This is a genomic window from Tautonia plasticadhaerens, assembly GCF_007752535.1.
GTDB lineage: Bacteria > Planctomycetota > Planctomycetia > Isosphaerales > Isosphaeraceae > Tautonia > Tautonia plasticadhaerens.
Genome location: NZ_CP036429.1, coordinates 54675 through 81289 on the forward strand (window position 1 = coordinate 54675; position 26615 = coordinate 81289).

A 26615-nucleotide genomic window follows, 5' to 3' on the forward strand; every position below is an offset into this window, starting at 1 on the left:
CCCCGAGCTGACGCGCCCCTCCGGGCAGGTGGCCCGGCTGCCCTCCCAGTCGATGGCGAAGTCCGACGCCGTGAAGCCGCCGCCGGCCAGGGCCTGCCAGCCGTAGTCCGGCCGCGTCGGCCCGATCAGCTCCACGCCGTGGTCGCGGCGGCTGCTGACCAGCAGCTCGGCGTCGATGTAGCCGGTGTCCGCTAGGTGCTTGCCCGGCAGCGAATCCTTCCGGCCCAGCTGCTCGTAGATCCCGGCCAGGGCATCGCCGTCGGCCGCCGGCGCCGGCGCGGTCGTCACCTGGACGACCAGGTGGGGCGACTCGTCGTCGCACGTCTCGGTCAGGTGGGCCTTGTAGCCCACCCAGATCGTCGACCGCTTCTTGCCGTACCGGGCCTCGGAGTCGTGAGGCGAGTTGATCGACGCGGCGGAGGGCGGGATGCCGTCACCCTCGGCCCGCCAACGCAGCCCGCCGGCCTCGACCAGGAAGTGCTGGACCCAGACCCGGCGCAGCGTCTCGACCGCCGGCGATCGCGCGACCGAGGGCGGGGCGCCGGCGTCGTAGGCCGCCGCCAGCAGGGCGTGGCCGTCCTTGCCGACCTCCCGGGCGGGGGCGCGGCGGCCCTCCTCGGAGTCCGGGAGCCGGGACTCCTCGGCTCGCCGGCCGTAGCGCTCGACCCACTCCGCCCGGGCCTGACGGCGGAGCCACTCTGGGTCCGCCGCTGCCAGGCTGTTCAGGACGTGGCGCATCGTCTCGACGACGCACTCGAGCCGGTCGAGGTTGCGGACGCGGGCCAGGACGTGCGTCGCGTCGGTGCGCTGGCGGCCGCGGGTCTTCAGCCAGCCGCGCCCGCGGCAGAGATCGAGGAGCGCGTCGAGCAGCCGCCCCTCGGCCGAGCCGGCGACGAGCCGCGCCCGGAACTCGCAGAGGACCGAGGCGTCGAAGCCGGGGTCGTCGAGCCCCAGGCCGAGGGCGTACTTCCAGTCGATCCGCCCGCGCACCGCGTCGGCGGCGCGGCGGTCGGACAGCCCCTCGGCGAACTGGAAGACGGTCACGAGGGCCAGCCGCCAGGGGGACTCAGCGGGGCGGCCGCGGCTCGGGTACGGGTCGGCGAAGTCGTCGTCTCGGAAGATCGTGCCCAGCTCATCGCGCAGGGCAATGTAGGTGTTGCCACCGGGGAAGGCGGCGTGCGCGACGCGGGCGGCCTCCTCGGGCACCGATCCGATCGGCCGTGGGTGAAGCGACATGTGCGGGCTCCGTCCGGGTGGGATTCCCCTGGGACGTAGCGTAAGCCCCACCCGCTGGTCGATCTCGGATTCGCCAGCAGGATCAAAGGCGAAGGCAGGCCCGCACATCCCTCCCCGATCGCCTCCTGGCAACGACTCCGGGATGTCGGAAGGCGCCAAGCTAGGCCCCGTGCTTGTGATCAAGTTTTGAAAGTCGAGATCTCAAATCCGGAGATCGTGCGAAAGAGCCGGGCAGAAGGCGATCAGGCCCCTGTCCTTAGGTCGCCCCGCCCGCGAGCTTCGCCGCCTCGGCATCGATCATGTCGGGCTCGCCGATCCTCGCGATCAGTTGATCGGTGCTGGTCGGGTCGACGACCCGGCAGCTCTCGGTCAGCTTCGCGGCCAGCTCGCGCAGCTCGTCCCGCCAGGCGAGGGCGGGGGGCCGGCGTCGGCATCGAGGGCGCAGGCCCGCTCGAACTCGCCGCAGAGCATGATCATCCGCTGGACGTGGCGGAAGACGATCCCCTCCTGCTTGGTCAGGTCGACGCTCGTCACAAACTTGTTGAAGTTGCCGTCGTAATCGAGCAGCTCGCCGACGCACCAGATCGGGTGCGTGTGGACGTCGGTGAAGTCGGGGTAGCAGTGGTCGAAGTAGGACCGGAGCTTCTCCGCCAGGGTCGGCGGCCTCTTCTCCCAATCGTCCCTATCGTCCTCTTCCTCTTCCTCCTCGACCTGCGCGGCCATGAGCCCGCGTTGGATCAGCTCGGCGTCGAGCATCGAGGTGGCCAGGGCGCCCGACTCCAGCAGTCTGAACGGGACCCGGAGACGCCTCCGGACCGGGCCGGGCATCTCCAGGGTGCTCTCCATCGCCTGCACGCGCTCGTCGGCATCGGCCCCGGCCAGGATCTCGGCCAGGAAGGCGCCGTAGAGGGGATGGATGCTCCGGAACGCCAGCAGCCTCCCCAGCGCGGCGTCGGCCGGGCCACGGTCGGCGTGTAGGGCGTCGGGGGCTGGCCGGCCTCCGGGGCGCCGGCGGCTCGGGGCCCAGGGTCACGAACCCGCCGTCGTGCAGGGCCAGCAGCATCCGGTCGAGCGCCTTCTCGCCCGCGGCGATCCGAGGGTCGTCCATCATCCGCTTGCGGACCGCGACGCGGATGCCCTCGACCTCCGGCGAGACCTCGAGCAGGTAGGCCAGCAGCCGCCAGGGGAGCGGCCCCTTGCTGGACAGCTTGCCGGGCGGGGCGGCCTGGAGCTGGTTGAAGTGCCCCTCGACCCAGTATTGCTCGGTCTCGCGGCGCCTCGGCTTCTTCTTCTTGAGGGCCTTCTTCGCCTTCAGCAGGCCCGGGTCGCGGGTGTCCTCGGGGATGGCGTCGTACTTCGCCTTCCACCGCTCGATGTCGACGTCGTCCGGGTGGGCGATGGCGTAGACGAAGCCCCGGTCGTCGAACTGCGGGCGGCCGGCCCGGCCGAAGATCTGGTGGGCGATGCTGGCGCCGATCAGCTTCTTCGCGCGAAGGGGCCCTTCACCAGCGACGAGAGCACCACCGAGCGCGCCGGGAGGTTGATGCCGGCCGCCAGGGTCTCGGTGCAGACGACGACGGGGAGGAGCTTGCGCTGGAAGAGGTCCTCGACGGCGAGGCGGTACTTCGGCAGGAGCCCCGCGTGGTGGACGCCGACCCCGCGGTGGAGCAGTCGCTTGAGCTTGGGGCCGGCCCCCTGGCCGAGGTCGAGCGCGTCGACCCGGTCGTGGAGTTCCTTCTTCTGCGCGTCGGACAGGTTGAGGTCCTTGCCCATGACGTTCTCGGCGACGCTCCAGCACTCCTCGGTCGAAGCAGAAGACAAGGGCGGGCGTCCGGGGGCCCTCCTCGTCGCCGGCCGCCATCACGACGAGCTGCTCGTTGAGGAACCGGTCGGGCACCCATTCGTAGGTCAGCGGCACCCGTCGTTCCTTGCCCTCCACCAGCCTGATCGTGCGGCCGTGCTGCCTGTCCAACCAGCTGACGAACTCGTACGAATTGCCGACCGTCGCCGAGAGCAGCAGCAGGCGGACGTGGCCGGGCAACATGCCGAGCGACAGCTCCCAGACGATCCCGCGGTCGACCTCGGCGAAGTTGTGGAACTCGTCCATGACGCAGGCCGTCACGCCGGAGAAGTCGAACCGGTTGAGCAGCCGATTCAGGAGGATTTCGGCCACGACGACGCACCGGGGCCTCGGGGTTGACCTTGCGGCTGCCGGTGACCAGCCCCACGTCCTCGCGGCGGAAGCCCCACTCGACGGCGCGGTCCTGCATCTCCTGGAACTTCTGCTCGGTCAGCGCGATCAGGGGCGTCGTGTAGTAGGCCGACTTTCCCGTATGGAGCGCCTCGAAGAGGGCCGCCTCGGCGATCAGGGTCTTGCCCGTGCCCGTCGGGGCGCAGACGAGGACCCCCTGCTCGGACTCGAACCAGGCCCAGCGCGGCGTCCTGGACGGGGTAGGGCTCGTAGGGCAGCTGGTCCACATACCGCACGTACAACTCGTCGCGTCGGAATCTCCAACGGCATCGGCCGCAATCCCCCGGGCTGGTAAGCAGGAACTTTATCGAGATTCGATCGCATGGGCCAGACTCGGGCCTGCCCCGCGAACTGACCGGGAGAACCGGACCGGACGCCAAGCCCCGGGTCGGCCTCCCACGCGAGGCCCCCTCCAGTGTGACCGCCGACGCGCCCTCGCGAAACCCGGTCGCTCCTCGACGAGACGCGCGAGAACGCATGTTCGAGGCGCCCTCACCAGGTCAACCGACGCCTCTGCTCGCTTCGGAGTAGTCGTCCGGAGGGTGAATTCCATGGCAAGAGTTTGGGGCCTCGTCGTCACCCATCCTCCCGCGACACGACGCCGGGGCCTGTCAACGCGGCCGGCCGGCGGTTATCGTACGCCGACGGGCATCGGCGGACAGGGCCCTCGCCAGCGGCATCGGGCCGCGACGGATCGACCTCGTCCCCGACGGCCGGGGCGGCGTCGGGGCACATCCCCTACCGCTCCCCGGCCCGGTACGGCCCGGCGACGGAGGGTGACATGGCGCGACAGGGCATCCGGGACGTCCGGCGATCGGCCCGCCCCGCCGGCCGGGCCGCGGCGGCCCTGACCGTGGTCGTCGGCTGGCTGGCGTCGTCGGCGTCGGCCCCCGCGCAGGGGCTCCTGGTGGGCGACGACGGCCGGCACCTCGCCCGACCGGCCGGCACCCCCTTCTTCTGGCTGGGCGACACGGCCTGGGAGCTGTTCCACCGCCTCGACCTCGACGAGGCCCGCCGCTACCTCGACGACCGGGCCTCCAAGGACTTCACCGTCGTCCAGGCGGTCGTCCTGGCCGAGCTGGGTGGCCTGGACGTTCCCAACCCCAACGGCGACCTGCCGCTGGAGGACCGCGACCCGAGCCGGCCGGTCGACGCCTACTTCGAGCACGTCGACGTGATCGTCCGGCTGGCGAACGACCGGGGGCTCGTCGTCGGCATGCTGCCGACCTGGGGGAAGTACTGGAAGCTCGACTTGCCCGATTCCATCTTCACGCCCGAGAACGCTCGGTCATTCGGCCGGTTCCTCGGCGCTCGCTACCGGGAGGCCGACCTCGTCTGGATCCTCGGCGGCGACAACACGATCGAGGGGCCCGAGGAGCGTGCCATCGTCGACGCCATGGCCGCCGGCCTGGCCGAGGGGGACGGCGGGGCACACCTGATGACCTACCACCCGAGGGGCCCCGGCCGGTCGTCCGACCTCGTCCACGGGGCCGACTGGCTGGATTTCCACATGTATCAGTCGTCTCATGCGTCCCGGGAGTTGGACAACGGCCTCTTCGCCGAGCACGACCGCGCGCTCGAGCCCGCCCGGCCGACGCTCGACGGAGAGCCGCGTTACGAGGCAATCCCCGTCGGTTTCTACTTCCGAAACGCCGACCCCCTGGACCGCTTCGACGCGTTCGACGTCCGCCGGGCTGCCTACTGGTCGCTCCTGGCCGGGGCGGCCGGGCACACCTACGGCAACAACAACGTCTGGCAGATGTGGGTCCCGGGCCGGGACCCCGTCCTGCACGCCGACATCCCCTGGTGGGAGGCGATCGACCACCCCGGCGCCTTCCAGATGCGGCTCGTCAGGCGGCTCTTCGAGTCCCGCCCCTTCGAGAAGCTGGAGCCCGACCCGGCGATGATCGTCGGCGGCCCGACCAGCGGGGGCGCCAAGGTCCGAGCCGCCCGCGCCCGGGACGGCTCCTTCGCCTTCATCTACTCGCCGATGGGGGAGCCGTTCGCCGTCGACGACACGAGGCTGAGCGGGCGTCGGATCAAGCAGATCTGGTACGATCCCCGCTACGGGGTCGCCCACCACTTTCACACACGGCCACGACCTCCGCCTTCCAGGGCTTCACGCCCCCCAGCTCCGGCCCGGGGCACGACTGGGTCTTGATCCTGGAGGACGAGACCGCCGGCTTCTCCCTGCCCGGCCGAAGTGCGCCGTAGCGCCGCGACGGCCGGCCACCCCGGGAGATCGTCATGAGCACCACGGACCTCCGCGCCGCCGCGGCCCGGCCTCCCGCCGGATCGACCTGCTGATCGTCCTGGTCCACGAGGTCGGCTACCTGCTCAGCCACGTCCGCGACGAGCACGGCATGATGGGCAAGACCCTGGCCCCCAGCGTGCGCTCGATCCCGCCGGACCGGCCCGTCCGCGCGATACTTCGGCCCCCCGCCACCGGCCGGTCCGGTGGCCGTTCCTCATGTCCATGCTGGATGACCAGGCCCAGACCCGGCTCGCGACGGCCCTGCTCCTGACGCGAGCTAGTGCGGTCTCAAGCGACTTGTTGTGTGATCGGGTCCGATGGCTCGCAGCCGTAGTAGTCGCAGACCCGCTCCACGACCTCGGCCGCCGTCAGCTTCCGCTGCGGCTCGACGAGGGCCCGCTTGCCGTGGACCCACTTCGGCTCGATGGCGTTGAGCCACGGGGCCTTCACCGGCAGCCGGCAGGCGACGGTCCTTACGCCCCCCTCGGCCTTCGCCCGGCGGTCGTGCGCCTTGATCCGGGACCGGGCCCGCTTGCCGACGTGCCAGGCGGCGTTGTCCCAGACCGGCGGCAGGGCCGTCTTGCCCTCGGCGGCCAGCCGCTCGCGGGCCCACGCGAGGAAGTCCTCGCTCACCTGGCTGACCGGCCGGCCCCGGACGAACCGCAGCAGCATCCCCCCGGTCTCGCCGCGCAGCAGGCCGTAGCAGGCCGGCGCCTGCCGCGCAGCAGGCCGTAGCAGGCCGGCGCCTCGGGGTCGGGGTCGGTGTCGGCGGCGTCGGCGGCCGGCTCGTGCAGCCGCAGCGGCTCGCCGCCGGCCCAGGCGTGCAGGCCCGGCCGGGCCAGGCGGCTCCACCAGACCTCGCCCTGGAAGCCGAGCACCCAGCCCGGATGGGCCTCCGCCAGGCGGATCAGGCGGTCGCGTGCCCCTGCTATGAGGCCGGTTGTCAAGGGGCGAGATGCGGAGCCCGAGGCGTGGGAGGATCGGCCTGCTCTTCGTGCTCGGGGCACGGGTTAGGGTCTGCGATCGCGAACGAGGGCCGCCCTCTTCTTCCGCGGGCCTCAGCCCGCCGGGGGCGCGACGCGGTCACCTCACTCGCAGATCCTCACTGGCTCGGGGTCGTCCTGCCCCACTCGACGGTCGCTCGGGCAGGGGTCGCGGCCGCGAACCGGGCCGCTCCGGGGTTGCCGGGGCCGGGCCGGGCCGCCAGGCGGCCGCCCGGTAGGGCTCACCGCTGAGGCTCAGCCGCCACAGCAGGATCGCCAGACGCCGGGCCATCCCCGCGATGGCCTTCTTGCCGTTGCCGGTCGTGGCGACCAGCCGGCGGTATCGCGCCTTCGCCGCCTCATCGCCGGCGACCCACCTCCGGGCCGCCTCGACGGGCGCCGTCCGCGGCGTCGCGACCGTCTCGCGATGGCGGCCCGCCCCGGCCGACTCCTCCAGGCGTCGGGGGGCGCGGGCCACCCGCTCCCGATCATGCTGCCGCTCGTCGAGCATCACGTCCGGGCGGAGCCGCGGCTCGGGGGTCAGCTCCAGCCGGCGAGGGGCGTCGACCGACGCGGCCGTCCAGCGGGTCAGCCCCGCCGGCTCGGCGATGCCATGCTGGAGGAGGAACGCCTGGACCTGTTGCTGGGCCGCGCGGAGCTTGCGGGCCAGCTGCTCACGCAGCCGCAGGACCCGGCGGTCGGCTCCCTCCCGCTCCTCGGGGACGCGCACGGGTTGGAGCGGCCCCTTCCGGGCGAAGACGGCCAGCTTGCGGCGGTCGAGCCGGTCGCTCTCGGGCCTCGGGGCCCGGCATGGTGGGGGTCTTCGGCGGGGCGATCACCCCGGCTCGCAGCCCGGAGGACCTGAGCCGTCGGGCCAGCGTGAAGCCGGTCGGACCGGCCTCGTAGACGACCCGGGCGACTTGCGAGCCGATGGGCTTGGGCCGCTCGCTGAGCGACTCGGGGTCGGCGGGCGGGGTCCGGGAGGCGACGAGGCCCCGCAGGTCGGTGACGACGGCGACGTGGTGGCTGGCCTTGTGGACGTCGACGCCGACGTGGGCCGTCTCGCCGGAGTCGAGGCGGGGCGTCGAGGACGTCGAGGAGTTCGGGCGGACGAAGCGGACCTTCTTCTTGGTGGTGGTGGTCATGGCCGAGGTCTCCGGGAAGGGGACGAGCGTGTCACTCGCTCAAGCCTGCCTCCCGAACGGCTCCGGCCTTCATGCTCTCTCCTTGCGCAGATATGAGGGGCCGGGGCTGGTGATCCAGTCCTCGGCCCGTCTCCAGCCGACGCCGAGGCGCTCCAGGGCCTGGCGGATCGCCTCCCCGCTGACGAGCCGGGCGGTGAGGCCCTCGGCGAAGGCCGCCCCGGCGGCCGGCTCCGGGGTCCACAACGAGGTCGGCTCGCCGAAGTCGCGGGGGCTGCGGTGCAGCAGGGCCCGCGGCCGCTCGCACCCGGCGTCGTCGATCCCGGGGCGGGCCGACGCGGGGCGGTGGGACTTCTCGCGCAGGCAGTCGGTGCCTCGGCGGCGAAGGCCCGCAGGGCGTTGCGGGCGGTCTGGGACGGGCGGCCACACCGGGGGGCGATCTGCGAGGGCTTGAGGCCCTCGGCGCTGGCCGCCAGGATCCGGCAGCGGCGCAGGGTGAAGGCCGAGGGCGAGCGGGGCCGGCCCGGATCGCCTGATGCTCGTCGGGGTCAGCGGTCGGACGAAGAGAGGTGGGACCATACCACTCCTACGACGATCGGCCCGCAAAGGATCATCCTTGGACCTGCACTAGGAGGGAACGGCCCGCGGCGCTCGGCTATTGACTCCATCCTGGCCAAAGAAACACCTGGGGGTTTGCGGCGTAGTACCGGTATGAGGCCCATCGGGACCGCAGGCGAACTGGAACGCCGCCGGCGCCGAGCCGTCGAACTGATCGCGGGTCCGCCGCTACCTGCGGCGGCGGCGGATCAAGGCGGTGATCCCCAGCCGCAAGGACCAGCGTCGGAGCCGGCACTTCGACAAGCCGAGCTATCGGCGCCGCAACGTGGTGGAGCGGTGCATCAACTGGCTGAAGGAGAGCCGGCGGATCGGGACCCGCCACGAGAAGCTGGCGATCACCTTCATGGGCATGATCAAGCTGGCCATGAATCCGCCAACGAATTGACCGCAAATCTGAGATCAAAGCCTCGTCCCAACGCCTCCGTTGGTTCCGTCCGATCGTCGCGTCCGACGCTGACCCCCGACGAGCATCAGCGATCCGGGCCGGCCCCCGCTCGCCCTCGGCCTTCACCCTGCGCCGCTGCCGGATCCTGGCGGCCAGCGCCGAGGGCCTCAAGCCCTCGCAGATCGCCCCCCGGTGTGGCCGCCCGTCCCAGACCGCCCGCAACGCCCTGCGGGCCTTCGCCGCCGGGCACCGACTGCCTGCGCGAGAAGTCCCACCGCCCCGCGTCGGCCCGCCCCGGGATCGACGACGCGGGTGCGAGCGGCCGCGGGCCCTGCTGCACCGCAGCCCCCGCGACTTCGGCGAGCCGACCTCGTTGTGGACCCCGGAGCCGGCCGCCGGGGCGGCCTTCGCCGAGGGCCTCACCGCCCGGCTCGTCAGCGGGGAGGCGATCCGCCAGGCCCTGGAGCGCCTCGGCGGCGTCGGCTGGAGACGGGCCGAGGACTGGATCACCAGCCCCGGCCCCTCATATCTGCGCAAGGAGAGAGCATGAAGGCCGGAGCCGTTCGGGAGGCAGGCTTGAGCGAGTGACACGCTCGTCCCCTTCCCGGAGACCTCGGCCATGACCACCACCACCAAGAAGAAGGTCCGCTTCGTCGCCCGAACTCCTCGACGTCCTCGACGCCCCGCCTCGACTCCGGCGAGACGGCCCACGTCGGCGTCGACGTCCACAAGGCCAGCCACCACGTCGCCGTCGTCACCGACCTGCGGGGGTCGCTCGTCGCCTCCCGGACCCGCCCGCCGACCCCGAGTCGCTCAGCGAGCGGCCCAAGCCCATCGGCTCGCAAGTCGCCCGGGTCGTCTACGAGGCCGGTCCGACCGGCTTCACGCTGGCCCGACGGCTCAGGTCCTCCGGGCTGCGAGCCGGGTGATCGCCCCGCCGAAGACCCCCACCATGCCGGGCCCCGAGGCCGAGAGCGACCGGCTCGACCGCCGCAAGCTGGCCGTCTTCGCCCGGAAGGGGCCGCTCCAACCCGTGCGCGTCCCCGAGGAGCGGGAGGGAGCCGACCGCCGGGTCCTGCGGCTGCGTGAGCAGCTGGCCCGCAAGCTCCGCGCGGCCCAGCAACAGGTCCAGGCGTTCCTCCTCCAGCATGGCATCGCCGAGCCGGCGGGGCTGACCCGCTGGACGGCCGCGTCGGTCGACGCCCCTCGCCGGCTGGAGCTGACCCCCGAGCCGCGGCTCCGCCCGGACGTGATGCTCGACGAGCGGCAGCATGATCGGGAGCGGGTGGCCCGCGCCCCCCGACGCCTGCCGAGAGTCGCCGCCGCGGCGCGGGCGCCGATCGCGAACAGGTCTGCGCGACGCCGCGGACGGCGCCCGTCGAGGCGGCCCGGAGGTGGGTCGCCGGCGATGAGGCGGCGAAGGCGCGATACCGCCGGCTGGTCGCCACGACCGGCAACGGCAAGAAGGCCATCGCGGGATGGCCCGGCGTCTGGCGATCCTGCTGTGGCGGCTGAGCCTCAGCGGTGAGCCCTACCGGGCGGCCGCCTGGCGGCCCGGCCCGGCCCCGGCAACCCCGGAGCGGCCCGGTTCGCGGCCGCGACCCCTGCCCGAGCGACCGTCGAGTGGGGCAGGACGACCCCGAGCCAGTGAGGATCTGCGAGTGAGGTGACCGCGTCGCGCCCCCGGCGGGCTGAGGCCCGCGGAAGAAGAGGGCGGCCCTCGTTCGCGATCGCAGACCCTAACCCGTGCCCCGAGCACGAAGAGCAGGCCGATCCTCCCACGCCTCGGGCTCCGCATCTCGCCCCTTGACAACCGGCCTCATAGCAGGGGCACGCGACCGCCTGATCCGCCTGGCGGAGGCCCATCGGGCTGGGTGCTCGGCTTCCAGGGCGAGGCTCTGGTGGAGCCGCCTGGCCCGGCCGGGCCTGCACGCCTGGGCCGGCGGCGAGCCGCTGCGGCTGCACGAGCCGGCCACCGACCCCGACCCCCGACCCCGACCCCGAGGCGGCCGGCCTGCTACGGCCTGCTGCGCCGGCAGGCGCCGGCCTGCTACGGCCTGCTGCGCGGCGAGACCGGGGGGATGCTGCTGCGGTTCGTCCGGGGCCGGCCGGTCAGCCAGGTGACCGAGGACTTCCTCGCGTGGGCCCGCGAGCGGCTGGCCGCCGAGGGCAAGACGGCCCTGCCGCCGGTCTGGGACAACGCCGCCTGGCACGTCGGCAAGCGGGCCCGGTCCCGGATCAAGGCGCACGACCGCCGGGCGAAGGCCGAGGGGGGCGTAAGAAGCCCTGACAAAAACCGGGTGAATCACATCACATCCTGGTGGAGGATACGGAAGCAGATGACACAGGCCGCCAGGGTCGTCCAGGCGTCCTGGATCACCCCCAGCCGGTCGTACCGCACCCGCATCCGCCGCAGGCCCTTGATCCAGCCGATCGTCCGCTCCACCACCCAGCGGACCTTGCCCAGCCCGCTGCCGTGCGGTGTCCGACGCTTGGCGATGTGCGGCTCGATGCCCATCCAACGCAGTAACGCCCTCGTCCCCTCGCTGTCGTAGCCCCGGTCGGCATACAGGTCATCCGGCAACTGCTTCGGCCTGCCCGGTTTGCCGGCGACGCTCGGGAAGTCGAGCACCAGCGGGATGATCTGGCGGTGGTCGCTCTCGTTGGCCCCGGCGGTGCGGATCGCCAGCGGCACTCCGGTGCGACTGACCATCACCGTGTGCTTCGTGCCCTTCCTGCTGCGGTCGACGGGGCTCGGGCCGGTCGCCTCGCCGCCGCCGAAGGCCCGCACCGTCACGCCGTCGACGACCACCGTGTCGGTCTCCAGCTTGCCAGCCTTGCGGAGCAGCCTCAGCAGGTCGGCATGGAGGCGGTCCCAGATGCCGGCCTCCTCCCAGGCCCGCAGCCGGCGATGGGCGGTGCGACCTGAGCAGCCGAGTTCCTGCGGGACATCCTCCCAGCGATTGCCGGTGGCCAGGACGAACCAGATGACACGCAGGGCGACCCGGTGCCCGATCGGCGGGACGCCCGCCGTAGGGGCCGATGGCCGGTTCCGGCGGCAGGTGGTGGGCAACCAGATCGAAGAACTCGTCCGGCATGTGGGCGCTCGCCATGGTGGTGTCTCCTTCGGTTCGGAGGAAAACAGCACCAGGGCGCAAACTCCATGCCACACGGTTTTGTCAGGGCTTCTAATACTACTCCGTTAGCTTGGTCTTGGAGCGGGTGAGCCAGGGCCGGCAGTGCGCGCAGTCCGGCCGGCTGACCGGCGCCAGCAGCCGCTGCAACGCCCGGCGGATCGCCGGCACCGTGATCACCGGCGCTCGGCCTCCCCTTTTTGCCCGGCCGGGATCGCCCCCGACGGGCTCGGCGTCGCTCCAGGGTGAGGAACCCGAAGGCCAACATCACCAGGCAGGCGTGATGGTGGAAGCCCCGCCACGAGCGGCCCTCGTGGTGGTCCAGCCCCAGTTCCTCCTTCATCTGCTGGTACCCGAGCTCCACCGGCCAGCGACTCCGCCACAGGCGCACCGCGCGGATCCGGCTGGTATCGGCCGGGAGGTTGCTGAAGGCGTACTTCAGCTTGCCGTCGGCCTGCTCCTCGATCAGCAGCCAGATCGGCTCCGCCCCGGCGCAATCGCCTGTCGCCCATCCCTGGCCCGGCCAAACGCGCAGCCAGGCGAATCGGCCCCACATCGGGCCCTTGGTCCCCTCCCGCCACGTCACCTTCCGGCGCGGCGTCCGCGCCGCCAGCTCCTTCAGGCCCACCGGCCGGGGCGAGCCCTCGGCCAGGCGACGCCGCTTCTGCGGCCGCCCGCCCGTCCCGGCCTTGGGCTCGTCCCACCTCGGCTCCTCGGTGAAGACCAGCATCTCGTCGGTCACGCCGACGACGTAGTGCAGGCCCCGCTCGGCCAGGCCGTCGCGGAACGGGCCCGAGACGCCGTAGCCGCTGTCGGCCACGACGAGCCCGCCCGGCAGCCCTTCGGCGCGGATGCGGTCGAGCAACTCCAGGGCGATCTGACCCTTGGTCAGCGACCGCCGCTCGGCCTCGGGCACCTTGGCCTTATCCAGTCGCTTCGGGTCGGCCAGCCAGCCCTCCGGGAGGTAGAGCCGCATGTTCAGCGGGTAGTGCCCCCTCGGGGCGACGTAGTGGACGCTGACGGGCGCACTGGCAGTTGGCCTTCTTGCCCAGGGCGCCGCAGTACTGCCGCTGCACGCCGACGGAGTGCGTGCCCTGCTTGGGGAAGGTGGTGTCATCGATCACGAAGATGCCGGCCGGGTCGGCGAACTTCGCCGCCATCGTGGCCCGGTAGCGGCTCAGGACCGCTTGCTCGTCCCAGGTGCTCTGGCCGAGGAACTGCTGCAGGGCCTGGTCGGGGTCGGCGACGTCGAGCCCCTCCGACAGGGGGACGCGGGCGGCCATCGGCTCGACGCTCTTGCGGTCCCCGTCCTGGACCAGGCCGCGGAGGTAGACGCCGCACCAGGCGGCCTGGCGGGGCCGGTTGAAGTCGGCGCGGAAGGAGGCGGCATACGCGGCGAGGCGGTCGAGGACGTCGGGGTTTAAGTCGGGGGTGTAGGTCCGGTTCATACCCTCGGTACGAACCGCAGCAGTCGATCGTTCGTATGATTTAACGGAGTAGCACTAAGGACCGTCGCCTGCCGGCTGCCGGTGAAGGCCCCGTGGCTCAACGCCATCGAGCCGAAGTGGGTCCACGGCAAGCGGGCCCTCGTCGAGCCGCAGCGGAAGCTGACGGCGGCCGAGGTCGTGGAGCGGGTCTGCGTCTACTACGGCTGCGAGCCATCGGACCCGATCACACAACAAGTCGCTTGAGACCGCACTAGGCAACGCCGTCGGCTCGGCCGGCCGGGATGCCTGGGATGCGTTGATCGTGAGCCTTCAGGATGCCGGCGAGTGGGCAGAAGATCGCTGGATTGCGGTCAAACAATCCGACCCGCTCCACTGGGTTAAGTGGCACAACGAAACGTCAACGCATCTATTCCAGATCGATGTCAGCCATGCCGAAAGTGCGACCTCCATATTCCCGCACATCCTCCAGGCACGCTTCTCGGACGTCGACAATCAGCTGTGGGGGATCCGCATCAGCGTAGAGCAAGCCGGAGAGGTCATCGCCAGCAGGTACTTCCCGACTCGCGGCAAAAACGATCAAGGGATTATGATCGGTCGATCGGCCCGCATGTACGGTATTGAATTTGAGGCACGAGGAGATGGGAGAACACCTTCACCGTCGAGATCAAGGATGAAGAGCGGGGATGGATGCAGAAGCGCAAAGTGTCCATCACGAAACCGCTCATTCCGCCCGGCCCTTGGCCTATCTTCTACGACGAACGCTACGACCCGGCCAAGGAGGGGGGCGAGGCCGGCGGGAGCGGGGCCGACAGGGGCGGGACGGCGACCCCAATCGTCTACGAGCCCTCTGCGGCGGAGCAGAGGCGGGGATTCCCGCTGGAATACGTCATGGCCTCGGCTGGGCTGTACGCGGACGACGACGGGTACGTCCTCGGGCTCGACATGATCGAAACCTACGATGGCGAGACCGAGGTCGAGGTGACGTTCCAGAAGTTCAACTCAGCAGACCAGCCTATCGACGACAACGGGGAGACCAGGCCCGACTTCGACGCGCGGGTCGGCCGGGAGATCGCGCGGCAGACGGACATAATGGAGGCTTATCGAGTGTTCCCCCAATGGTACCAAGAAGAGTATGGGGTCACGCTCCAGCAACAATTTGAGCGGCAGAATCGCAACCGAGAAGCTTTCGGTAATCATAATTTTATACATGATTAATTCATTGATATCTAACTCGGCGCCGGCGGAACCTGGTCGATCGTGTACCCCAAGGCCGTCGGCACCTTGCGCGAGGCGATGGGCTCCGAGTTGAAGATCCAGGCGTTGAGGAGCCAGGTCTGGACCCGGTCGTTTGAGACGATCACCTCGCAAGGCCTGAAGATCGAGCAAGGGCTCCGCCTCCCCGAGAGCGTGACGAAGGCGACGGCGGCCAAATGGGGGGCTCGCATCACGGTCAAGGAGGGCCCGCGGAGCGAGCCGAAAACGGTGCCCCTGGACGAGAAGCTGGACGCCAATCTCTTCCGGAAGGTGGACGCCACGAGGCGCGAGGGCCAGTCCGCGCTGGACAAGTGGCGTGAGGCGTATGTCGTCTACCAGGCGGAGAAGGACCGGGCCCGGGAGGTCGAGCAGCTCCGGAAGCTCCGGACGTATGAGGCCATCAAGGGGATCGGCGAGGCCTCCCGAATCTCCAAGGAGGACGCCGAGGGCCTCTTCGGCATGGCGGTGCCCGGGATCGGGTTCTTCATGAGCGCCGGAAACACATACATATACGCCAAGGAGGGCGACGTGCAAGGCGCGGTCGTCGAGGGGGCCGCCGTGCTGCTCGACGTCCTCGCGATGGGCGCCGGCCGCCTGTTCGGCAAGCTGGGCGAGCTGGTGCCATTCGGGCCGAAGGGCAAGCAGGTGGCCAAGCTCGACGCCAAGGTGGTCCAGAAGCTTGAATCGGAGGGAGCGCAGTCCGTGGCTGAGGTCGCCGAAAAGGGTTTGAAGGCCATCAAGGGGCTCCCCGACCAGCTGGTCGAGGCGGGCATACAGGCGAAGCACGCCACGGCCCTCAAGAAGTTCGCACGCTCCGAGCAGTCGATGATCGTTGTGCGTGCGTCGAACAAGAATAGCCTGAAGTGGCAGGGGCAGGTCCACGAGAAGGGCCGGTACCTGCCGAAGCCGGACAGCCTGTCGTTCAAGTCGCACAAGGAGCTAGGCCTGGTCACCGGCGGCAAGTCGCCCGACGGCACGCTCGTCGACGCGGCCGGCAAGCGGACCGAGTTTGTCGTCGCCGACGACGGGCGCATATTCGGACAGGGGCAGGGCGGCAAGGATACGGGCTATGTGCTCCGGGAAGGGAGCGCCAGGGATGCGCAGGGTAACCTGCATAAGGCCAGCTTCATCGAGGACACGCAGGGCAACCGGTTCTACAGCGATTACGACCTCATGGGCGTCTACGACGAGTCGACTGTGGTCCCCGGCAAGTGGATCCCGCGATCGACGGGCGACAAGACGGCCCCGTCGCCGTTCATCGCCCGGATCAACGCCGCGGTCGACTCGGCCCTGAACCTCTTCCAGCACGGGGCCAACGACGAGCACTGGAAGGTCATCAAGGGAGAGGTGGTGCTCGGCAACCCCAACGTCGGCGACAAATTCATCGTCTTCTTCGAGAACGGGTCGATGGAAATCCGCGACCTGGCCAGCCTTGAGAAGCTCTACGGTGAGCGGATTAAGAGCTGGCCCCTGGATTGATCATCCGACGGCCTGTTGGACGTGCAGAACCTCGGGTACCTTCGGGAACAGTCCGGCCGCCTGGCGTGGCCCCAGGGTCACGCCGGGCGGCCGTCGGAGACCGGGTCGGGCCGTAGCCCGTCCCCCGCGCTGGCCAATAATCTTGCACTCGCCTGCGTCAATTGGGGCAGATCGCGAAGCACCGAGGTCAGTACCCCGCGACCTGGGCCGATCGGGTCCTCTTCGATGGGGGCTTGATCAAGCTCCCGCCGGAGAGGTCTCCGTCCCAGGAGACGGGCCCAGGGGCGGATACTCCGCAGGGGGGAGGATCAAGACACCCGCCACCCGCTGGCCGTAGTAGGCCCCGAAGTGCTCCCGATCGCCAGTCAGCAGGTGCGTCGCCCCGCCGTCGATCGCCGCTAGCAGCACCGGCACGTCCTTCTCCGGCAGCCGGACCCCACGCGGCAGCGTGAAGTGCTCGGCCTCGACCAGCCGGACCCGCCGCAGCAGCCGCGTCAGCCGACCACGCTGCGCCGGCTCCTCCAAATTCCGCCGGGCCTCATCGGCGGCGTAGCCCGACGATAGCAGCTCGATTTCCTCGAGTCCCCAGAGCCTCCTCAGGGCGGCGTCGGGGCGCCAGGCGGCGGCGAAGAGCACGTTGGCGTCGAGGAACACGCGGTCCACGGCTCAGGCGCCGTCGGGCTTGTAGTGGGGGACCGCGTCGGGGTCCAGGCCCATCGCCTGCACGGCCCGGCGCGCCGCGGCGTAGTCGTCCGCGTCGACGGCGTTGGAGAGGAGGAACTGGGCCTTGCGCTCGGGGGTGTAGACCTCGACGGGGAGGACCACCGCCGGGCGGATGAGGATGCCGCCCTCGCGGGCCTCGGCGACGACGAGCGAGCCCTCCTCGATGCCGTAGCGGCGGCGAAGCGCCGCGGGGATGACCACGGCGCCCCGCTTGCCCACGCGGCTGGGCTCGGGGGCCATGGGCGGCCCCTCGTCGGCCGGCGGCCGCGTCGTCGACGTCGGGGGGTTGCGTCTCGAGCCGGCGTTCTTGGCCGGGGGCATATGAGGTCGACCCGGGTCCGAGGTGAGGAATGCCCGAATGCCTGAGAATCGGGCGATGAGGATATTGTCCTCATGCCCCGGACCGCGATCAAGGCCCCCCGCGGAGTCGGGAGTGGGCGAAGTCCGCCCGGCACACCCGGCCCCGTTTGTCTCGGAGGGCGATGCGGGAGGCGATCCGGCTGCGTGGACCGTGAGCGGAGGCGCGGCCGTTGGGCGCCCCGCCGTGCGGTGAGCTCGACGCTTCTCGTTGCGATGTCGGTGGATCCGCCATGATCGAGGACGGATGATCCTCCGCAGAAACGAGCCCGTTCCGTGCCGATTCCGGACCGTTCGGCAGCGGCGTGGGCAACAATCCCCTGGGATTTCCGCGGGATCGACAGCAGGTGCGTCTTTGGGGGCGGGAAACGCACTCGGCATGGGGCCGCAGGGGTCGCAGTCCCAGTGTGTTCTGACCTCGCACCGCGCGAGCGGAAGATCAATTATGAGGAGACCCGGTCCGGAGGCTCAAGGCCGGGCGAAGACCTCTGTGGGCAGGTCGGGGATGCCCAGCCTCGCTTTCCACTCCGTCGCGTCCTTGGGCTTGTCCCACGCCTCATAGAGGCGGATCACCCTCATGGCCGACTCCCGCAGCCGGTATCGGTCTGGTACGGTGATTTGCGACTCGCGTTCCTTCATCCCCCGGTAGCCGCGGACCACCATCGGCTCGGCCTCCCCGTACTGGCCCTGGCCTAGCAGAGACCCGCCGAGCAGACCCGTCGCGTCGTACCGCGTCCAGTCGTCGGGCGTCGCTTTCGTACGGATGGCCAGGCACTCGCGGAGCATCGGTTCGGCCTCCGACCACTTTTCCTACCGGAGCAAGAGTCGTCCGAGTTCGGCGAGGTCACCCGCCAGGAAGGGACTGTCCGGCTTATCGACGCTGCGGCGCCGATCCACCGTTTCTTGGAACAGGCGCTCGGCCGTTTCCCAGTTCCGGACCGACGCGAATGCCGTGGCGAGGCTGGAGCGGCACCAGAGGGTGTAGTGGTGGTCGGGGCCCAAGTCCGGCTTCGCTTCCATCGTCTCGAGGGTCTCCTCGTACAGCGGGATCGCCTCGGCCGTCCGTCCGGTCTCCTGGTAGGCCCAGGCGAGGTTCGCGCGGCTGACGAGCGTATCCGGGTGGTCAGGCCCGCGCTTCGCCTCCCGGAGTTCGAGCGTCAACCTAAACAATCGGGCCGCCTCCTCGGTGATTCCGGCGACCATGAGGGCATTGGCCAGATCGTTGCGGACGGCCAGCGTGCCGTCGTGATCGGGGCCCAGCGTTGATTCCATGGTCTTGAGCGTCCCCCTGAACAAGGGGATTGACTCGGCCGTCCGTCCGGTCATCTGGTAGGCCAGCGCAAGATTTGCGCGGCTGACGAGCGTGTCCTCGTGCTCCGGGCCGAATTTCTCCTCTCGGACTGCCAGCGTCGTTTCGGTCAGGGGGATCGCCTCGTCCAGACGCCCTGCGAATATATAGGCATGGGCAAGATTGTTGCAGACGAGTAGGGTGTATGGATCCTGGGGGCCCAAAGCGGACACGCAGGCATCGCGTGCCTTCGAGTGGAGGTCCACTGCCTTGACATACAGGCCCAGCCCCTGGAACGTCAGACCCAGCGCGTCGAGCAGCTTCCCCCGGGTTACCTGGGAGCCGGCGAATTCCTTATCGAGCCGCTCAGCGGCCCGGTCGAGGACGTCAGCGATCTTCACCTGACGACCGTCCAGCCAGGGGTCCGGACTGCGGAACGCTTCCACCAGGAAGTCGACGGCCGCCTCGGCCTGCTCGCGGGATTCCTCCGACTGATCCAGTGCCGCGGCGGTCTCGGCCTGCGCCTTCCTGGTGGCCACCAACGCCAGGTTCGTCGCCCAGTTGGCCAGCCGCAGCTGGCCGTTGGCCCGCGCCTGGACGGCCGCGACGGCCGCCAACCCGACCAGACCGACGACCAGCGCCACGGTCGCGGCCGCCGCCACCGTGCGATTCCGCCGCGCCCACCGCCGTGCCCGGAGGGAGATCGATTCGCGCCAGGCCGTCACCGGCTCGTCGGCCAGCCAGCGGTCGAGGTCCTCGGCCAGGGCCCGGGCCGTCGGATAGCGATCCGCTGGATTCAAGGCCATGGCCTTCAGGCAGACGGCTTCCAAGGCCTTGTCGGTCGACGGGTCGAGCTGACGTGGTGGCGGAAAGTCGCCCTGCTGCACGCGCCGGAGGACGGCGCCGGGATCATCCCCCTCGAACGGGGCCTTGCCCGTGAGTAGGCAATAGAGCGTGGCGCCGAGCGAGTAGACGTCAATGGCCGGTCCGAACTGGTCCAGGTCGCCGGCGGCCTGCTCGGGGCTCATGTAGGCCGGCGTACCCAGGGCGCTGCCGGGCAGCGTCTCGGCCGAGCCGCTGGCTGAGAACGGCATCAGCGTTCTCTCACACGACGATGGGTCCGACCGGCCGGTCGGCTTGGCCAGGCCCCAGTCGACGACCAGGGTCTCGCCGTGCTTGCCGACGACGACGTTGCCCGGCTTGATGTCCCGGTGCAGCACGCCCCGGCTGTGGGCGTACCCGATGGCGTTGCAGACGTCCAGGAACCGACGCAGCAACTTGCGCAAGGCCAGCGACCGGACGCCGGCATCGGCCTCCGCCCGCCCGTCGGAATAGAACCGCTCGATGGCGTCCTTGAGGCTGTCGCCGCGGATGAGCCGCATGGCGTAGTAGGGGCGGCCGTCGGCATGCGCGCCCAGGCCGTAGACCGGGACGATGCCCGGGTGCTCCAGGCCCCCGGTGATCTCGGCCTCCAGCAGAAAGCGCTGGCGGCTGGTCGGGTCGTCGGCGTGGTGGTCGAGGATGCGCTTCAGCGCCACCTCGCGGTTGAGCTCCCCGTCCAGCGCCACGAAGACCGCCCCTAGGCCGCCGCGGGCGTGCGGCCGCAGGACACGGAAGCGCTGGCCGTCGGCAGTGGTCGAGCCGACGGCGAAGGTCGTCGTGGCCTCGGCGTCGGCCTCGGAGGGGCCGGAGCCGCTGCCGACGTGGGCGATGGTGGCCGTCAGGTCCGGGTCCTTGAGGGCCTCGAGCCGCTCGCGGGTGGAGCGTCCGACGGGCAGCGAGGCGAGGCTCTTCTCCGCGTCGCTGGCGTGTTGCTTCAGGTGCAGGGCGACCATCGCCTCGACGCCCGAGCGTGCCTCAGCGTCGAGGTCGCCGCGGTCGATCAGGTGCTCGGCCAGCGAGCGGGCCTTGTCGCGCGTCCAGGCCTGGAAGGCGGCAACCAGCTGGCCTTGGTCGATCAGCCCATTCTGGAGGGCGAGCAGGCCGAAGAGGAGGTCGCGGTCGGCGGCGGCCATGGCGCGGCTCCGATCGGTGCCGGCCGCCCGGCCCGTCCGACCCCGCCCTCGGGGCCGGGTCCCGGTGACCACACACCGCCTGGATTATCGCATGACGGCTCGACGGACGCATCCGCGACGGCCCGCCCCCTCGTCCTGGCGCAGACTGCGTCTCTGCGGGCAGAAAACGAGGTCATCGGTGAGCGGTCCTCACTGGCCGTCCGATGGCTGCGACCCAACGGTGGTCGGACGTCGCGCCGCGGCGGCTCGGATGACCCCATCCGTACAGCACGCCCCTCACGTGATGCCAGGCCCCGGGACCTCGAGCGGCACGCCGTCTTCCGGCTCATCGACTTCCCTTGCGTCTCCCGGTACATCTGGGGGGCGGCTGCGGCCCCTCGCCGCGACCGGGGCCGCGTCGCGGCCCCGGGGCGACTCAAGGACGCCGGCGGCATCCCGACCCACAGTGACCGGCGTCCGCCATGAGACGCCGGCCGACCTGATCTCCCAAACCCGGACTCCTGCTGACCCGGTGCGGCGTCCGAGGCAGTCGTGCCCACCGGGCTGATCGCGACCCCCCTCAGCCGTGTCGATTGAGGGGCGGCAGGACACGCTCCAGCCCCGCTCGGTCCCAGGAGGCCCGGTCGGCGGCCGCCTCATAGGTGCTCTGGAGGAACTCCAGCAGCGTCTCGTCCGGCGAGGTCGAGGTCCGGACCGCCTCGTAGGGGAGCACGAACTCCCCGAGCTGATCATCCCAACGGGCTCCGGCCGGGCGGACGGGGGCGGCGGCGAAGCCGTCGGGAGGCGGGTAGGCGTACGAGTAGAACACCGCGTCGCTCGACGGGCCCCCCGGCCAGAACCCGGCGCTGCTGACCTCGTGCGAGTAGGCCTCCCGGGCGACCCAGTCCGGGAGGTTCGGGATGCCCGCCGGGTGCGGCGGCGCGGCCCGGCCGGAGAACCGCGTGACGGCCAGGTCGAAGCTGCCCCAGAAGAAATGCACCGGACTGGCCTTGCCGATGAACCGCGCCCGGAACTCCTTGAAGACCCGGTCCATCTGGAGCAGAGCCCGCCAGAACCTCGTCGCGGCCCGGGGGTCGTATTCCCGGTGCTCGGTGTCCTCCTCGAAGGGGATGCCGTCGGCCAGCTCGCTCGGCACGGTAGAGATGGGCACGTCGACCCCGATCGCACGGGTCCCGTCCATCACCGCCCGGTAGAACTCCGCCACGGACTGGCTCCGCAGCGGGACGGCACGCCGATCGCCGGCCGCCGACTGGATCACCAACTCCTGGTCGAGGAAGTCGAAGGTTAGCTCGAAGATGGCCCCGCCGTAGGGGATCGGCGAGGTCGTCAGGCCCCGGGCCGACAGGTACAGCGGGACGTGCCAGGAGTGGTTGGTCCAGGGGGCCTGGACCAGGCGGATCTTGCCGACGACCTGGGTCCAGAGGTGGAGGGCCGAGGCGGTCGTCGCCCAGTCCCGATAAGGCAGGGCGGGCCAATCGGAACTCAGGGACCGGGGCTGGTGATCCATGCGGTCTGGTCTCGGGATGGATGGGATGGCCGTCTCGTGAGAGGGGGGCGCCGGCACAACGCGGCCGGAGACCGACAGCCGACCGAGGGTGATCCGAACCACCACAGCCTATCGCTCGGCCTGGTTGGGGTCCAGGCTCGGCCGACGGGTCAGCTCCGCCGGCGCACGACGTGACGTCGAACGGACCCGGTCGATGGGCAGTCTCCTCCGGTCGCACCAGACTGCCCCGGCTCCTGAAGCCCCTCCACGCCCTCGGAGTCGACGTCGCGGACCGGCCGCGGCCGGCACACCCATGCCGGCTCGCCCGCGGCCCGTGGCCGGGCCGCGGGCGGCCGGATCCCGCTCAGGAGCACATCCCGATCGGTCCCGAGATCTCCGGGTCGCGATCGCTCGCGACGTTGGCGGCCACCTTGGTGTCCTCGCCGAGGCAAGAGCCCGGCCCGCCGAGGGAGAGGCCGCCGCCGGCGCCCTCGCCGTAGGTGCCGGCCCGGCCGCCGTGGCCGCCGTAGCCGAAGAGGCCACGCCCGGAGACGTTGGCGGTGATGAGGGTGTCGACCGCCCGGAGCTTCGCGTCCTCGTGGACGAAGAGGCCGCCGCCGAGGGCGTCGCCGCCGTCCCCACCGTCGCCCGCCAGGCCGCCGTCGCCCCCGCCGCCGCCGCCGGCGAGGTTCGACCGGACGAGGCTCCCCTCGATCCTCACCCGGCCGTAGGGGAAGTCGTCCCCGTCGTCGTCGCCGTCGTCGAGCGGCTTGAGCCGGGGCGGCCCGAAGGCTGCGAGGCCGCCGCCCCGGGCCGTGCCCCCGTCGCCGCCGTCGCCCGCACGACCGCCGTCGCCCCCGTCGCCCCCGACGGCCTCGTTGTTCTCCAGGGCGGCGTCGATCAGGGAGAGGGGCGCCTGGTCGGTCCCCTGGTAATAGAGCCCGCCGCCGGTCGAATCGCCGCCGAGGCCGCCGTCGCCGCCCCGGCCGCCGTCACCGCCCCGGCCGCCGACGGCCCGGTTGCGGACGAAGGACGAGGACGAGACCGTCATCGGGCCGCTGACCGACCCGCTCACCAGCAGGGCCCCGCCCCGGGCCTCGCCGCCGATCCCCCCGTCGCCGCCGAGGCCGCCCAGCCCGCCGGCACCGCCGAGGGCCTCGTTGCGGATCAGCTCGGCGCCGGCGATCGTCACCTCCATGTAGTCCGAGAAGAGGGCCCCGGCCCAGCCCTCGCCGCCGAGGCCGCCGTCGGTGCCGCGCCCGCCGGCGCCGCCCCCGCCGCCGAGGGCGCGGTTCCCCTCGAAGACGCCTCCGGAGACCGTCAGCGATCCGGTCGCCGTCAGCACGGCGCCCCCGAGGGCGATCCCCCCCTGGCCGGCCCGCAAGGCGCCGTCCTCGCCCTCGCCACCGGCGCCCCCGACGGCCTCGTTGCCGAGGAACTCGCCGTTGGTCAGGGTGACGGCCGCGCCCTGGGCGTCGACGGCGCCCCCCGTGCCCGAGCCGCCGTCGCCGTTCTGGGCCGTCAGCGGGCCGCCGTCGATGCCGTCGCCGCCGATGGCCCGGCAGTTGAGGAACGAGGTCCCCTCGACCTCCAGCGACGCCTCGCCGAAGTCCCCGAAGACCCGGATGGCGCCGCCGGCCCCCTGGCCGCCGATCCCGTTGGCCAGGTCGGCCCCGGCCCCGCCGTCGCCGCCCCGCGCCTCGGAGTCGATGAACTGGCCCCCCTCGACGACCAGCGAGGCCCCGGCGCCGACGACCGCGATGCCGCCGCCCCCGCCGAGCCCGCCGAAGCCGTTGGCCACCCCCGTCCCGCCGTCGCCGCCCCGGCCCCCGAGGGCGAGGTTGCCCCCGAAGAACCCGTCGACGACGCGGGTGGTCGTGCCCGCCCCGGCGAAGATGGCGCCCCCCAGCCCGGAGCCCCCCGTGCCGTTGGAGAAGTCATCGCCGCCGTCCGGGCCCCGGGCGCCCTCGGCCCGGTTGAAGAGGAAGGTGCTCGTGTCGACGGCCAGCGAGGCGCCCTCGCCCATGACGGCGACGGCCCCGCCCAGGCCGTCGGCCCCGGGCTCGCCGCCGACGGCCCGGTTGCCGCCCAGCAGCGAATCGACGAGCGTCAATGCGCCCCCGTCGACGAGGATCCCGCCGCCGACCCCGGCGGCCCCGTTGATGATCGCCAGGTCCTCGATCGTGACCTCGGCGCCCGCGGTCACCCGGAAGGCCCGAGACCGGCCCGCCCCGTCGACGGCCAGCAGGTCGGCGCCCAGGCCGACGATCGTGAGGTCCTCGTCGAGGACCAGCTCGCCGCCGGCCAGCACGATGGCCCGGCCGGCGAGCGCCTCGTCGAAGGCGATCGTGTCGCCGTCCTCGGCGTCGACGATCGCCTGCCGGAGCGAGCCCGGCCCCGAGTCGAGGTCGCTGGTGACGGTGAGGGTGCTCAGCAGGGCCCGGGGCTCCATCCGGTCGAAGCCGAGCGCCGACCGACGCCGGCCGGCTCGCGCCGGACGCGGTCGTCCCCGGCCGAGGATGTCCGTCCTGAGGAGAGGCATGGCATGCTCCGTCGATTGCGGATCCTTGCGGACGATCGTGCGTACGAGCCCGGCCCCGGGGCCGCGATCGCGGCCCCTCGCGACCCTCGGATCGGGCCGGGCGGCGACCCCCGGGCGCATCTGGCCCGTCCTCGCCGATCCGATCGGCGAGCGGGGTCTCGGGCGATCGGGCCGGCGTCCGGCCCGATCCGCCGGGGCCCCGCCCCCGGAGAGTCGCGGGGGCGGGGTGGTCATGACACCGAGGCAGGGCGGGGCATCACCCCGAGACGGGGACGAGTTCCACGTCGATCTGCCGGTAGTAGATCGCAGTGAGGCCCTCGAAGCCCGAGTCGGTGCCGACGAGCAGCCAGAGGTCGCCATCGGAGTCGGCCCGGGCGGGGACCGTGTGGGTGTGCTCCACCGTCACCGGGGCGTACGGCTGCGGGCCGGACTCGACCGGCTCCTCCCCGTTGGCGATGGTGCCCGCCACCGAGGCCGCCGGGCCGCCGACGGTCTGGTTGCCCTTGTCCACGTTCAACCCCAGGGAGCCGTCGTCCTGCGGGACGGCCACCGGTTCCTCCGCCCCGGCGCCGGCCTTCAGGGTGACCGACTCGCCGGGCGAGCCGCCGATCCCGAACCCCCCGCTCGGCGCGTCGGAGGCGAACCTGATGGTGAACCTCACCTCGTAGGCCTGGCCGGGCACGACGCCGTCGGCCGCCCCGAGGCTCCGCTTCAGGAACATGAAGACATCGTCGGATCGGTTGTGGCCCTGGAGCAGGTAGCCCGTCCCGTCAGTGCCCAGTTCGGACGGCAGGGGGCGGATCCCGGACTCCAGCTCGTAGGCCTCGTCCGGCTCCGAGGGCAGTTCGGCAAAGCCGGCCTCCCAGCCCCCGTCCCCCTCCGAGAAGTCGAAGGAGGCCGAGACGCGGGGGGCGTCCGCGCCCCGATCCACGGTGATCCGGGCCTCGGCGACCTGGCCGAAGGTGTCGGCCGCCTCGACCGCGAACACATTGGCCCCGGCCGCCAGGGGGACGGTGAACCGGTATCGGCCATCGGCGTCGGCCGTCAGCTCCTGCTCGAACGACCCGTCGCCCCCGAGGTCCAGCCGGACGGAGGCCCCCGGGGCGGTCCGGCCGACGAGGTCGACCTCGTCGGCGTCCACCCGGCCGTCGCCGTCCGGGTCCGCCGCCGGGTCGATGCCGGCGGAGTCCTCCAGGGGCCGGAGGTCGGTGGTGGCCCCGAAGTTCCGGGAGGCGATCAGCAGGTCGAGCAGCCCGACCCGGCCGTCGCCGTTGACGTCGGCCCCGCCCGCCTCGCCCGGGGAGGAGGGCGGACGCCCCGGCGCCCCCCGGATGGCGAGCAGGTCGGGCCGATCGACGCGGCCGTCGCCGTCGACGTCCCCCGCGAGGGAGACGTCCAGCTCGAAGTCGCCCGACGTCCCGCCCTCCGCGGCCGGGCGGAGCCGCAGGGCGCCGGGGCGGACGGAGGCGACCGTGACGCCGGCCGAGCCCCCGGGGGCGTCGGCCCGGCGGGTCAGTGTCCACGCCCCTCCGGGGGTCGGCGACTCGACCCGGGTCGCCCCGGGGTCGAGCGTGCCGTCGCCGGCGGCCCGGGCCTCGACCCGGAGGATGACCCGTCCCCCGGCGGCGAGGCCGAAGTCGCCCGGACCCGCCCGGACTTCGATCGGGGCGCCCCGCGGGCCGTCGATCCGCCCCCGGAAGGAGGCGAACGGGGCCATCACGGTCGAGAGCAGCGCCCGGGATTCGAGCGGCTCGATGCAGACGAGGGCCCGTCGGGGTCGCCGCGGACCCTCGGGGCAGGGGTTTCTCATGGTGTCAGGCTCTCGGGGGAGGTCGGTGAGCGGCCCGGCCACGGGCCGACGATCCGGCGGGGTGATGGTCGACGGGGAACCCCCGCGACGCCACCCGAGTCGGATTCCCCGGCGGCCGGGCGACACATCACGGGAAAATTTACTGTGATGATCAGGGGCGCGAAACTTGCTATTCGAACGTGATGAGGCCGACTCGTCTTCCTTCATTAA

General features: G+C 71.8%; 24 protein-coding genes and 4 pseudogenes. 9 read left to right on the forward strand and 19 right to left on the reverse strand.

Features of this window, described 5'->3' with window-relative positions; all coding sequences use genetic code 11:
• On the reverse strand, nucleotides 1-1236 hold a 1236-nt coding region (locus tag ElP_RS36395), incomplete at its 3' end, for a transposase (protein ID WP_197447223.1).
• A 369-nt stretch (nucleotides 1237-1605) separates the two neighbouring features.
• A complete protein-coding gene (locus ElP_RS40375) occupies nucleotides 1606-2082 on the reverse strand; it encodes a hypothetical protein (RefSeq protein WP_231749944.1) in 477 nt (158 codons plus the stop codon).
• Nucleotides 2083-2432: 350 nt separating this feature from the next.
• Between ElP_RS40375 and ElP_RS40380 the strand changes: the two genes are divergently transcribed.
• Nucleotides 2433-2642 (forward strand): hypothetical protein, encoded by a 210-nt coding sequence (locus ElP_RS40380; protein ID WP_231749945.1) that lies wholly within the window; start codon nucleotides 2433-2435, stop codon nucleotides 2640-2642.
• 70 nt (nucleotides 2643-2712) lie between these two features.
• On the opposite strand, the gene ElP_RS40385 is transcribed toward ElP_RS40380, so the two are convergent.
• The gene (locus ElP_RS40385; protein ID WP_231749946.1) at nucleotides 2713-3009 is read right to left on the reverse strand and encodes a helicase-related protein; all 297 of its coding nucleotides are present in this window, start codon (nucleotides 3007-3009) and stop codon (nucleotides 2713-2715) included.
• Here ElP_RS40385 and ElP_RS40390 point away from each other — a divergent pair.
• Nucleotides 3008-3436, forward strand: a complete 429-nt coding sequence (locus ElP_RS40390) for a hypothetical protein (RefSeq protein ID WP_231749947.1) — start codon at nucleotides 3008-3010, stop codon at nucleotides 3434-3436. The two genes, ElP_RS40385 and ElP_RS40390, sit on opposite strands and share 2 nt — an antisense overlap.
• 97 nt (nucleotides 3437-3533) lie before the next feature.
• On the opposite strand, the pseudogene ElP_RS40395 reads toward ElP_RS40390, so the two are convergent.
• A pseudogene (locus tag ElP_RS40395) lies at nucleotides 3534-3716 on the reverse strand (DEAD/DEAH box helicase); the annotation flags it as partial.
• A 552-nt stretch (nucleotides 3717-4268) separates the two neighbouring features.
• Between ElP_RS40395 and ElP_RS36405 the strand changes: the two are divergent.
• Nucleotides 4269-5648: an apiosidase-like domain-containing protein gene (locus tag ElP_RS36405; protein WP_231749948.1), complete on the forward strand. Its 1380-nt coding sequence runs from the start codon at nucleotides 4269-4271 to the stop codon at nucleotides 5646-5648.
• 381 nt (nucleotides 5649-6029) lie between these two features.
• Here the strand turns inward: ElP_RS36405 and ElP_RS36410 are convergent, their stop codons facing one another.
• The 6 genes and pseudogenes from ElP_RS36410 to ElP_RS41565 form a co-directional block, all read right to left on the reverse strand.
• A complete protein-coding gene (locus ElP_RS36410) occupies nucleotides 6030-6413 on the reverse strand; it encodes a hypothetical protein (protein WP_231749282.1) in 384 nt (127 codons plus the stop codon).
• Entirely contained in the window at nucleotides 6371-6688 is a 318-nt protein-coding gene (locus ElP_RS40400; RefSeq protein ID WP_231749281.1) for a hypothetical protein, read from the reverse strand. The genes ElP_RS36410 and ElP_RS40400 overlap by 43 nt, the downstream gene beginning before the upstream one ends.
• A 136-nt stretch (nucleotides 6689-6824) precedes the next feature.
• A complete protein-coding gene (locus ElP_RS36415) occupies nucleotides 6825-7454 on the reverse strand; it encodes a hypothetical protein (RefSeq protein ID WP_145279722.1) in 630 nt (209 codons plus the stop codon).
• Nucleotides 7399-7869, reverse strand: a complete 471-nt coding sequence (locus ElP_RS36420; RefSeq protein WP_145279723.1) for a hypothetical protein — start codon at nucleotides 7867-7869, stop codon at nucleotides 7399-7401. The genes ElP_RS36415 and ElP_RS36420 overlap by 56 nt, the downstream gene beginning before the upstream one ends.
• A 69-nt stretch (nucleotides 7870-7938) precedes the next feature.
• Nucleotides 7939-8295 carry a hypothetical protein gene (locus ElP_RS36425; protein WP_231749932.1) on the reverse strand — a complete coding sequence of 119 codons (357 nt, stop codon included), beginning with the start codon at nucleotides 8293-8295 and terminating at the stop codon, nucleotides 7939-7941.
• Nucleotides 8296-8297: 2 nt separating this feature from the next.
• Nucleotides 8298-8360, reverse strand: a pseudogene (locus tag ElP_RS41565) (hypothetical protein); the annotation flags it as partial.
• Between the two features lie 284 nt (nucleotides 8361-8644).
• Here ElP_RS41565 and ElP_RS36430 point away from each other — a divergent pair.
• The 3 genes and pseudogenes from ElP_RS36430 to ElP_RS36440 form a co-directional block, all read left to right on the forward strand.
• Nucleotides 8645-8869, forward strand: a pseudogene (locus ElP_RS36430) (transposase); the annotation flags it as partial.
• Nucleotides 8870-9242: 373 nt separating this feature from the next.
• Nucleotides 9243-9419 (forward strand): hypothetical protein, encoded by a 177-nt coding sequence (locus ElP_RS40410; RefSeq protein ID WP_231749933.1) that lies wholly within the window; start codon nucleotides 9243-9245, stop codon nucleotides 9417-9419.
• A gap of 402 nt (nucleotides 9420-9821) precedes the next feature.
• A complete protein-coding gene (locus ElP_RS36440; protein ID WP_145279725.1) occupies nucleotides 9822-10397 on the forward strand; it encodes an IS110 family transposase in 576 nt (191 codons plus the stop codon).
• 777 nt (nucleotides 10398-11174) lie between these two features.
• On the opposite strand, the gene ElP_RS36450 is transcribed toward ElP_RS36440, so the two are convergent.
• Together ElP_RS36450 and ElP_RS41655 are read right to left on the reverse strand one after the other, a co-directional pair.
• Nucleotides 11175-11982 (reverse strand): IS5 family transposase gene (locus tag ElP_RS36450; RefSeq protein WP_145279710.1). Its coding sequence is split into 2 segments (ribosomal slippage): nucleotides 11175-11891 and nucleotides 11893-11982, totalling 807 coding nucleotides; the frame shifts between segments, so codons are not numbered across the junction.
• Nucleotides 11983-12196: 214 nt separating this feature from the next.
• Nucleotides 12197-13451 (reverse strand): annotated as a pseudogene (locus ElP_RS41655) (IS701 family transposase); the annotation flags it as partial.
• Nucleotides 13452-13532: 81 nt separating this feature from the next.
• Here ElP_RS41655 and ElP_RS39175 point away from each other — a divergent pair.
• From ElP_RS39175 to ElP_RS36470, 3 genes are all read left to right on the forward strand, one after another.
• Nucleotides 13533-13694, forward strand: a complete 162-nt coding sequence (locus ElP_RS39175; RefSeq protein ID WP_197447211.1) for a hypothetical protein — start codon at nucleotides 13533-13535, stop codon at nucleotides 13692-13694.
• Nucleotides 13695-14138: 444 nt separating this feature from the next.
• Entirely contained in the window at nucleotides 14139-14666 is a 528-nt protein-coding gene (locus ElP_RS36465) for a hypothetical protein (protein WP_145279711.1), read from the forward strand.
• Nucleotides 14667-14708: 42 nt separating this feature from the next.
• A complete protein-coding gene (locus ElP_RS36470; RefSeq protein WP_145279712.1) occupies nucleotides 14709-16184 on the forward strand; it encodes a hypothetical protein in 1476 nt (491 codons plus the stop codon).
• A 237-nt stretch (nucleotides 16185-16421) separates the two neighbouring features.
• Here ElP_RS36470 and ElP_RS36475 read toward each other — a convergent pair whose 3' ends face one another.
• The 7 genes from ElP_RS36475 to ElP_RS36510 form a co-directional block, all read right to left on the reverse strand.
• Nucleotides 16422-16847 (reverse strand): PIN domain-containing protein, encoded by a 426-nt coding sequence (locus ElP_RS36475; RefSeq protein WP_145279713.1) that lies wholly within the window; start codon nucleotides 16845-16847, stop codon nucleotides 16422-16424.
• Between the two features lie 3 nt (nucleotides 16848-16850).
• Nucleotides 16851-17147: an AbrB/MazE/SpoVT family DNA-binding domain-containing protein gene (locus tag ElP_RS36480; protein ID WP_145279714.1), complete on the reverse strand. Its 297-nt coding sequence runs from the start codon at nucleotides 17145-17147 to the stop codon at nucleotides 16851-16853.
• Between the two features lie 585 nt (nucleotides 17148-17732).
• Nucleotides 17733-18050, reverse strand: coding sequence for a hypothetical protein (locus tag ElP_RS36485; RefSeq protein WP_145279715.1), 318 nt, complete (start codon nucleotides 18048-18050; stop codon nucleotides 17733-17735).
• Nucleotides 18051-18074: 24 nt separating this feature from the next.
• Nucleotides 18075-20567 carry a serine/threonine-protein kinase gene (locus tag ElP_RS36490; RefSeq protein ID WP_197447212.1) on the reverse strand — a complete coding sequence of 831 codons (2493 nt, stop codon included), beginning with the start codon at nucleotides 20565-20567 and terminating at the stop codon, nucleotides 18075-18077.
• Between the two features lie 559 nt (nucleotides 20568-21126).
• A complete protein-coding gene (locus tag ElP_RS36500; protein ID WP_145279717.1) occupies nucleotides 21127-22074 on the reverse strand; it encodes a DUF5996 family protein in 948 nt (315 codons plus the stop codon).
• A 343-nt stretch (nucleotides 22075-22417) separates the two neighbouring features.
• On the reverse strand, nucleotides 22418-24595 hold the full coding sequence (locus tag ElP_RS40895; protein ID WP_145279727.1) for a right-handed parallel beta-helix repeat-containing protein: 2178 nt from the start codon (nucleotides 24593-24595) through the stop codon (nucleotides 22418-22420).
• Between the two features lie 256 nt (nucleotides 24596-24851).
• On the reverse strand, nucleotides 24852-26405 hold the full coding sequence (locus tag ElP_RS36510; RefSeq protein WP_145279729.1) for a dockerin type I domain-containing protein: 1554 nt from the start codon (nucleotides 26403-26405) through the stop codon (nucleotides 24852-24854).
• Between the last annotated feature and the right edge of the window lie 210 nt (nucleotides 26406-26615).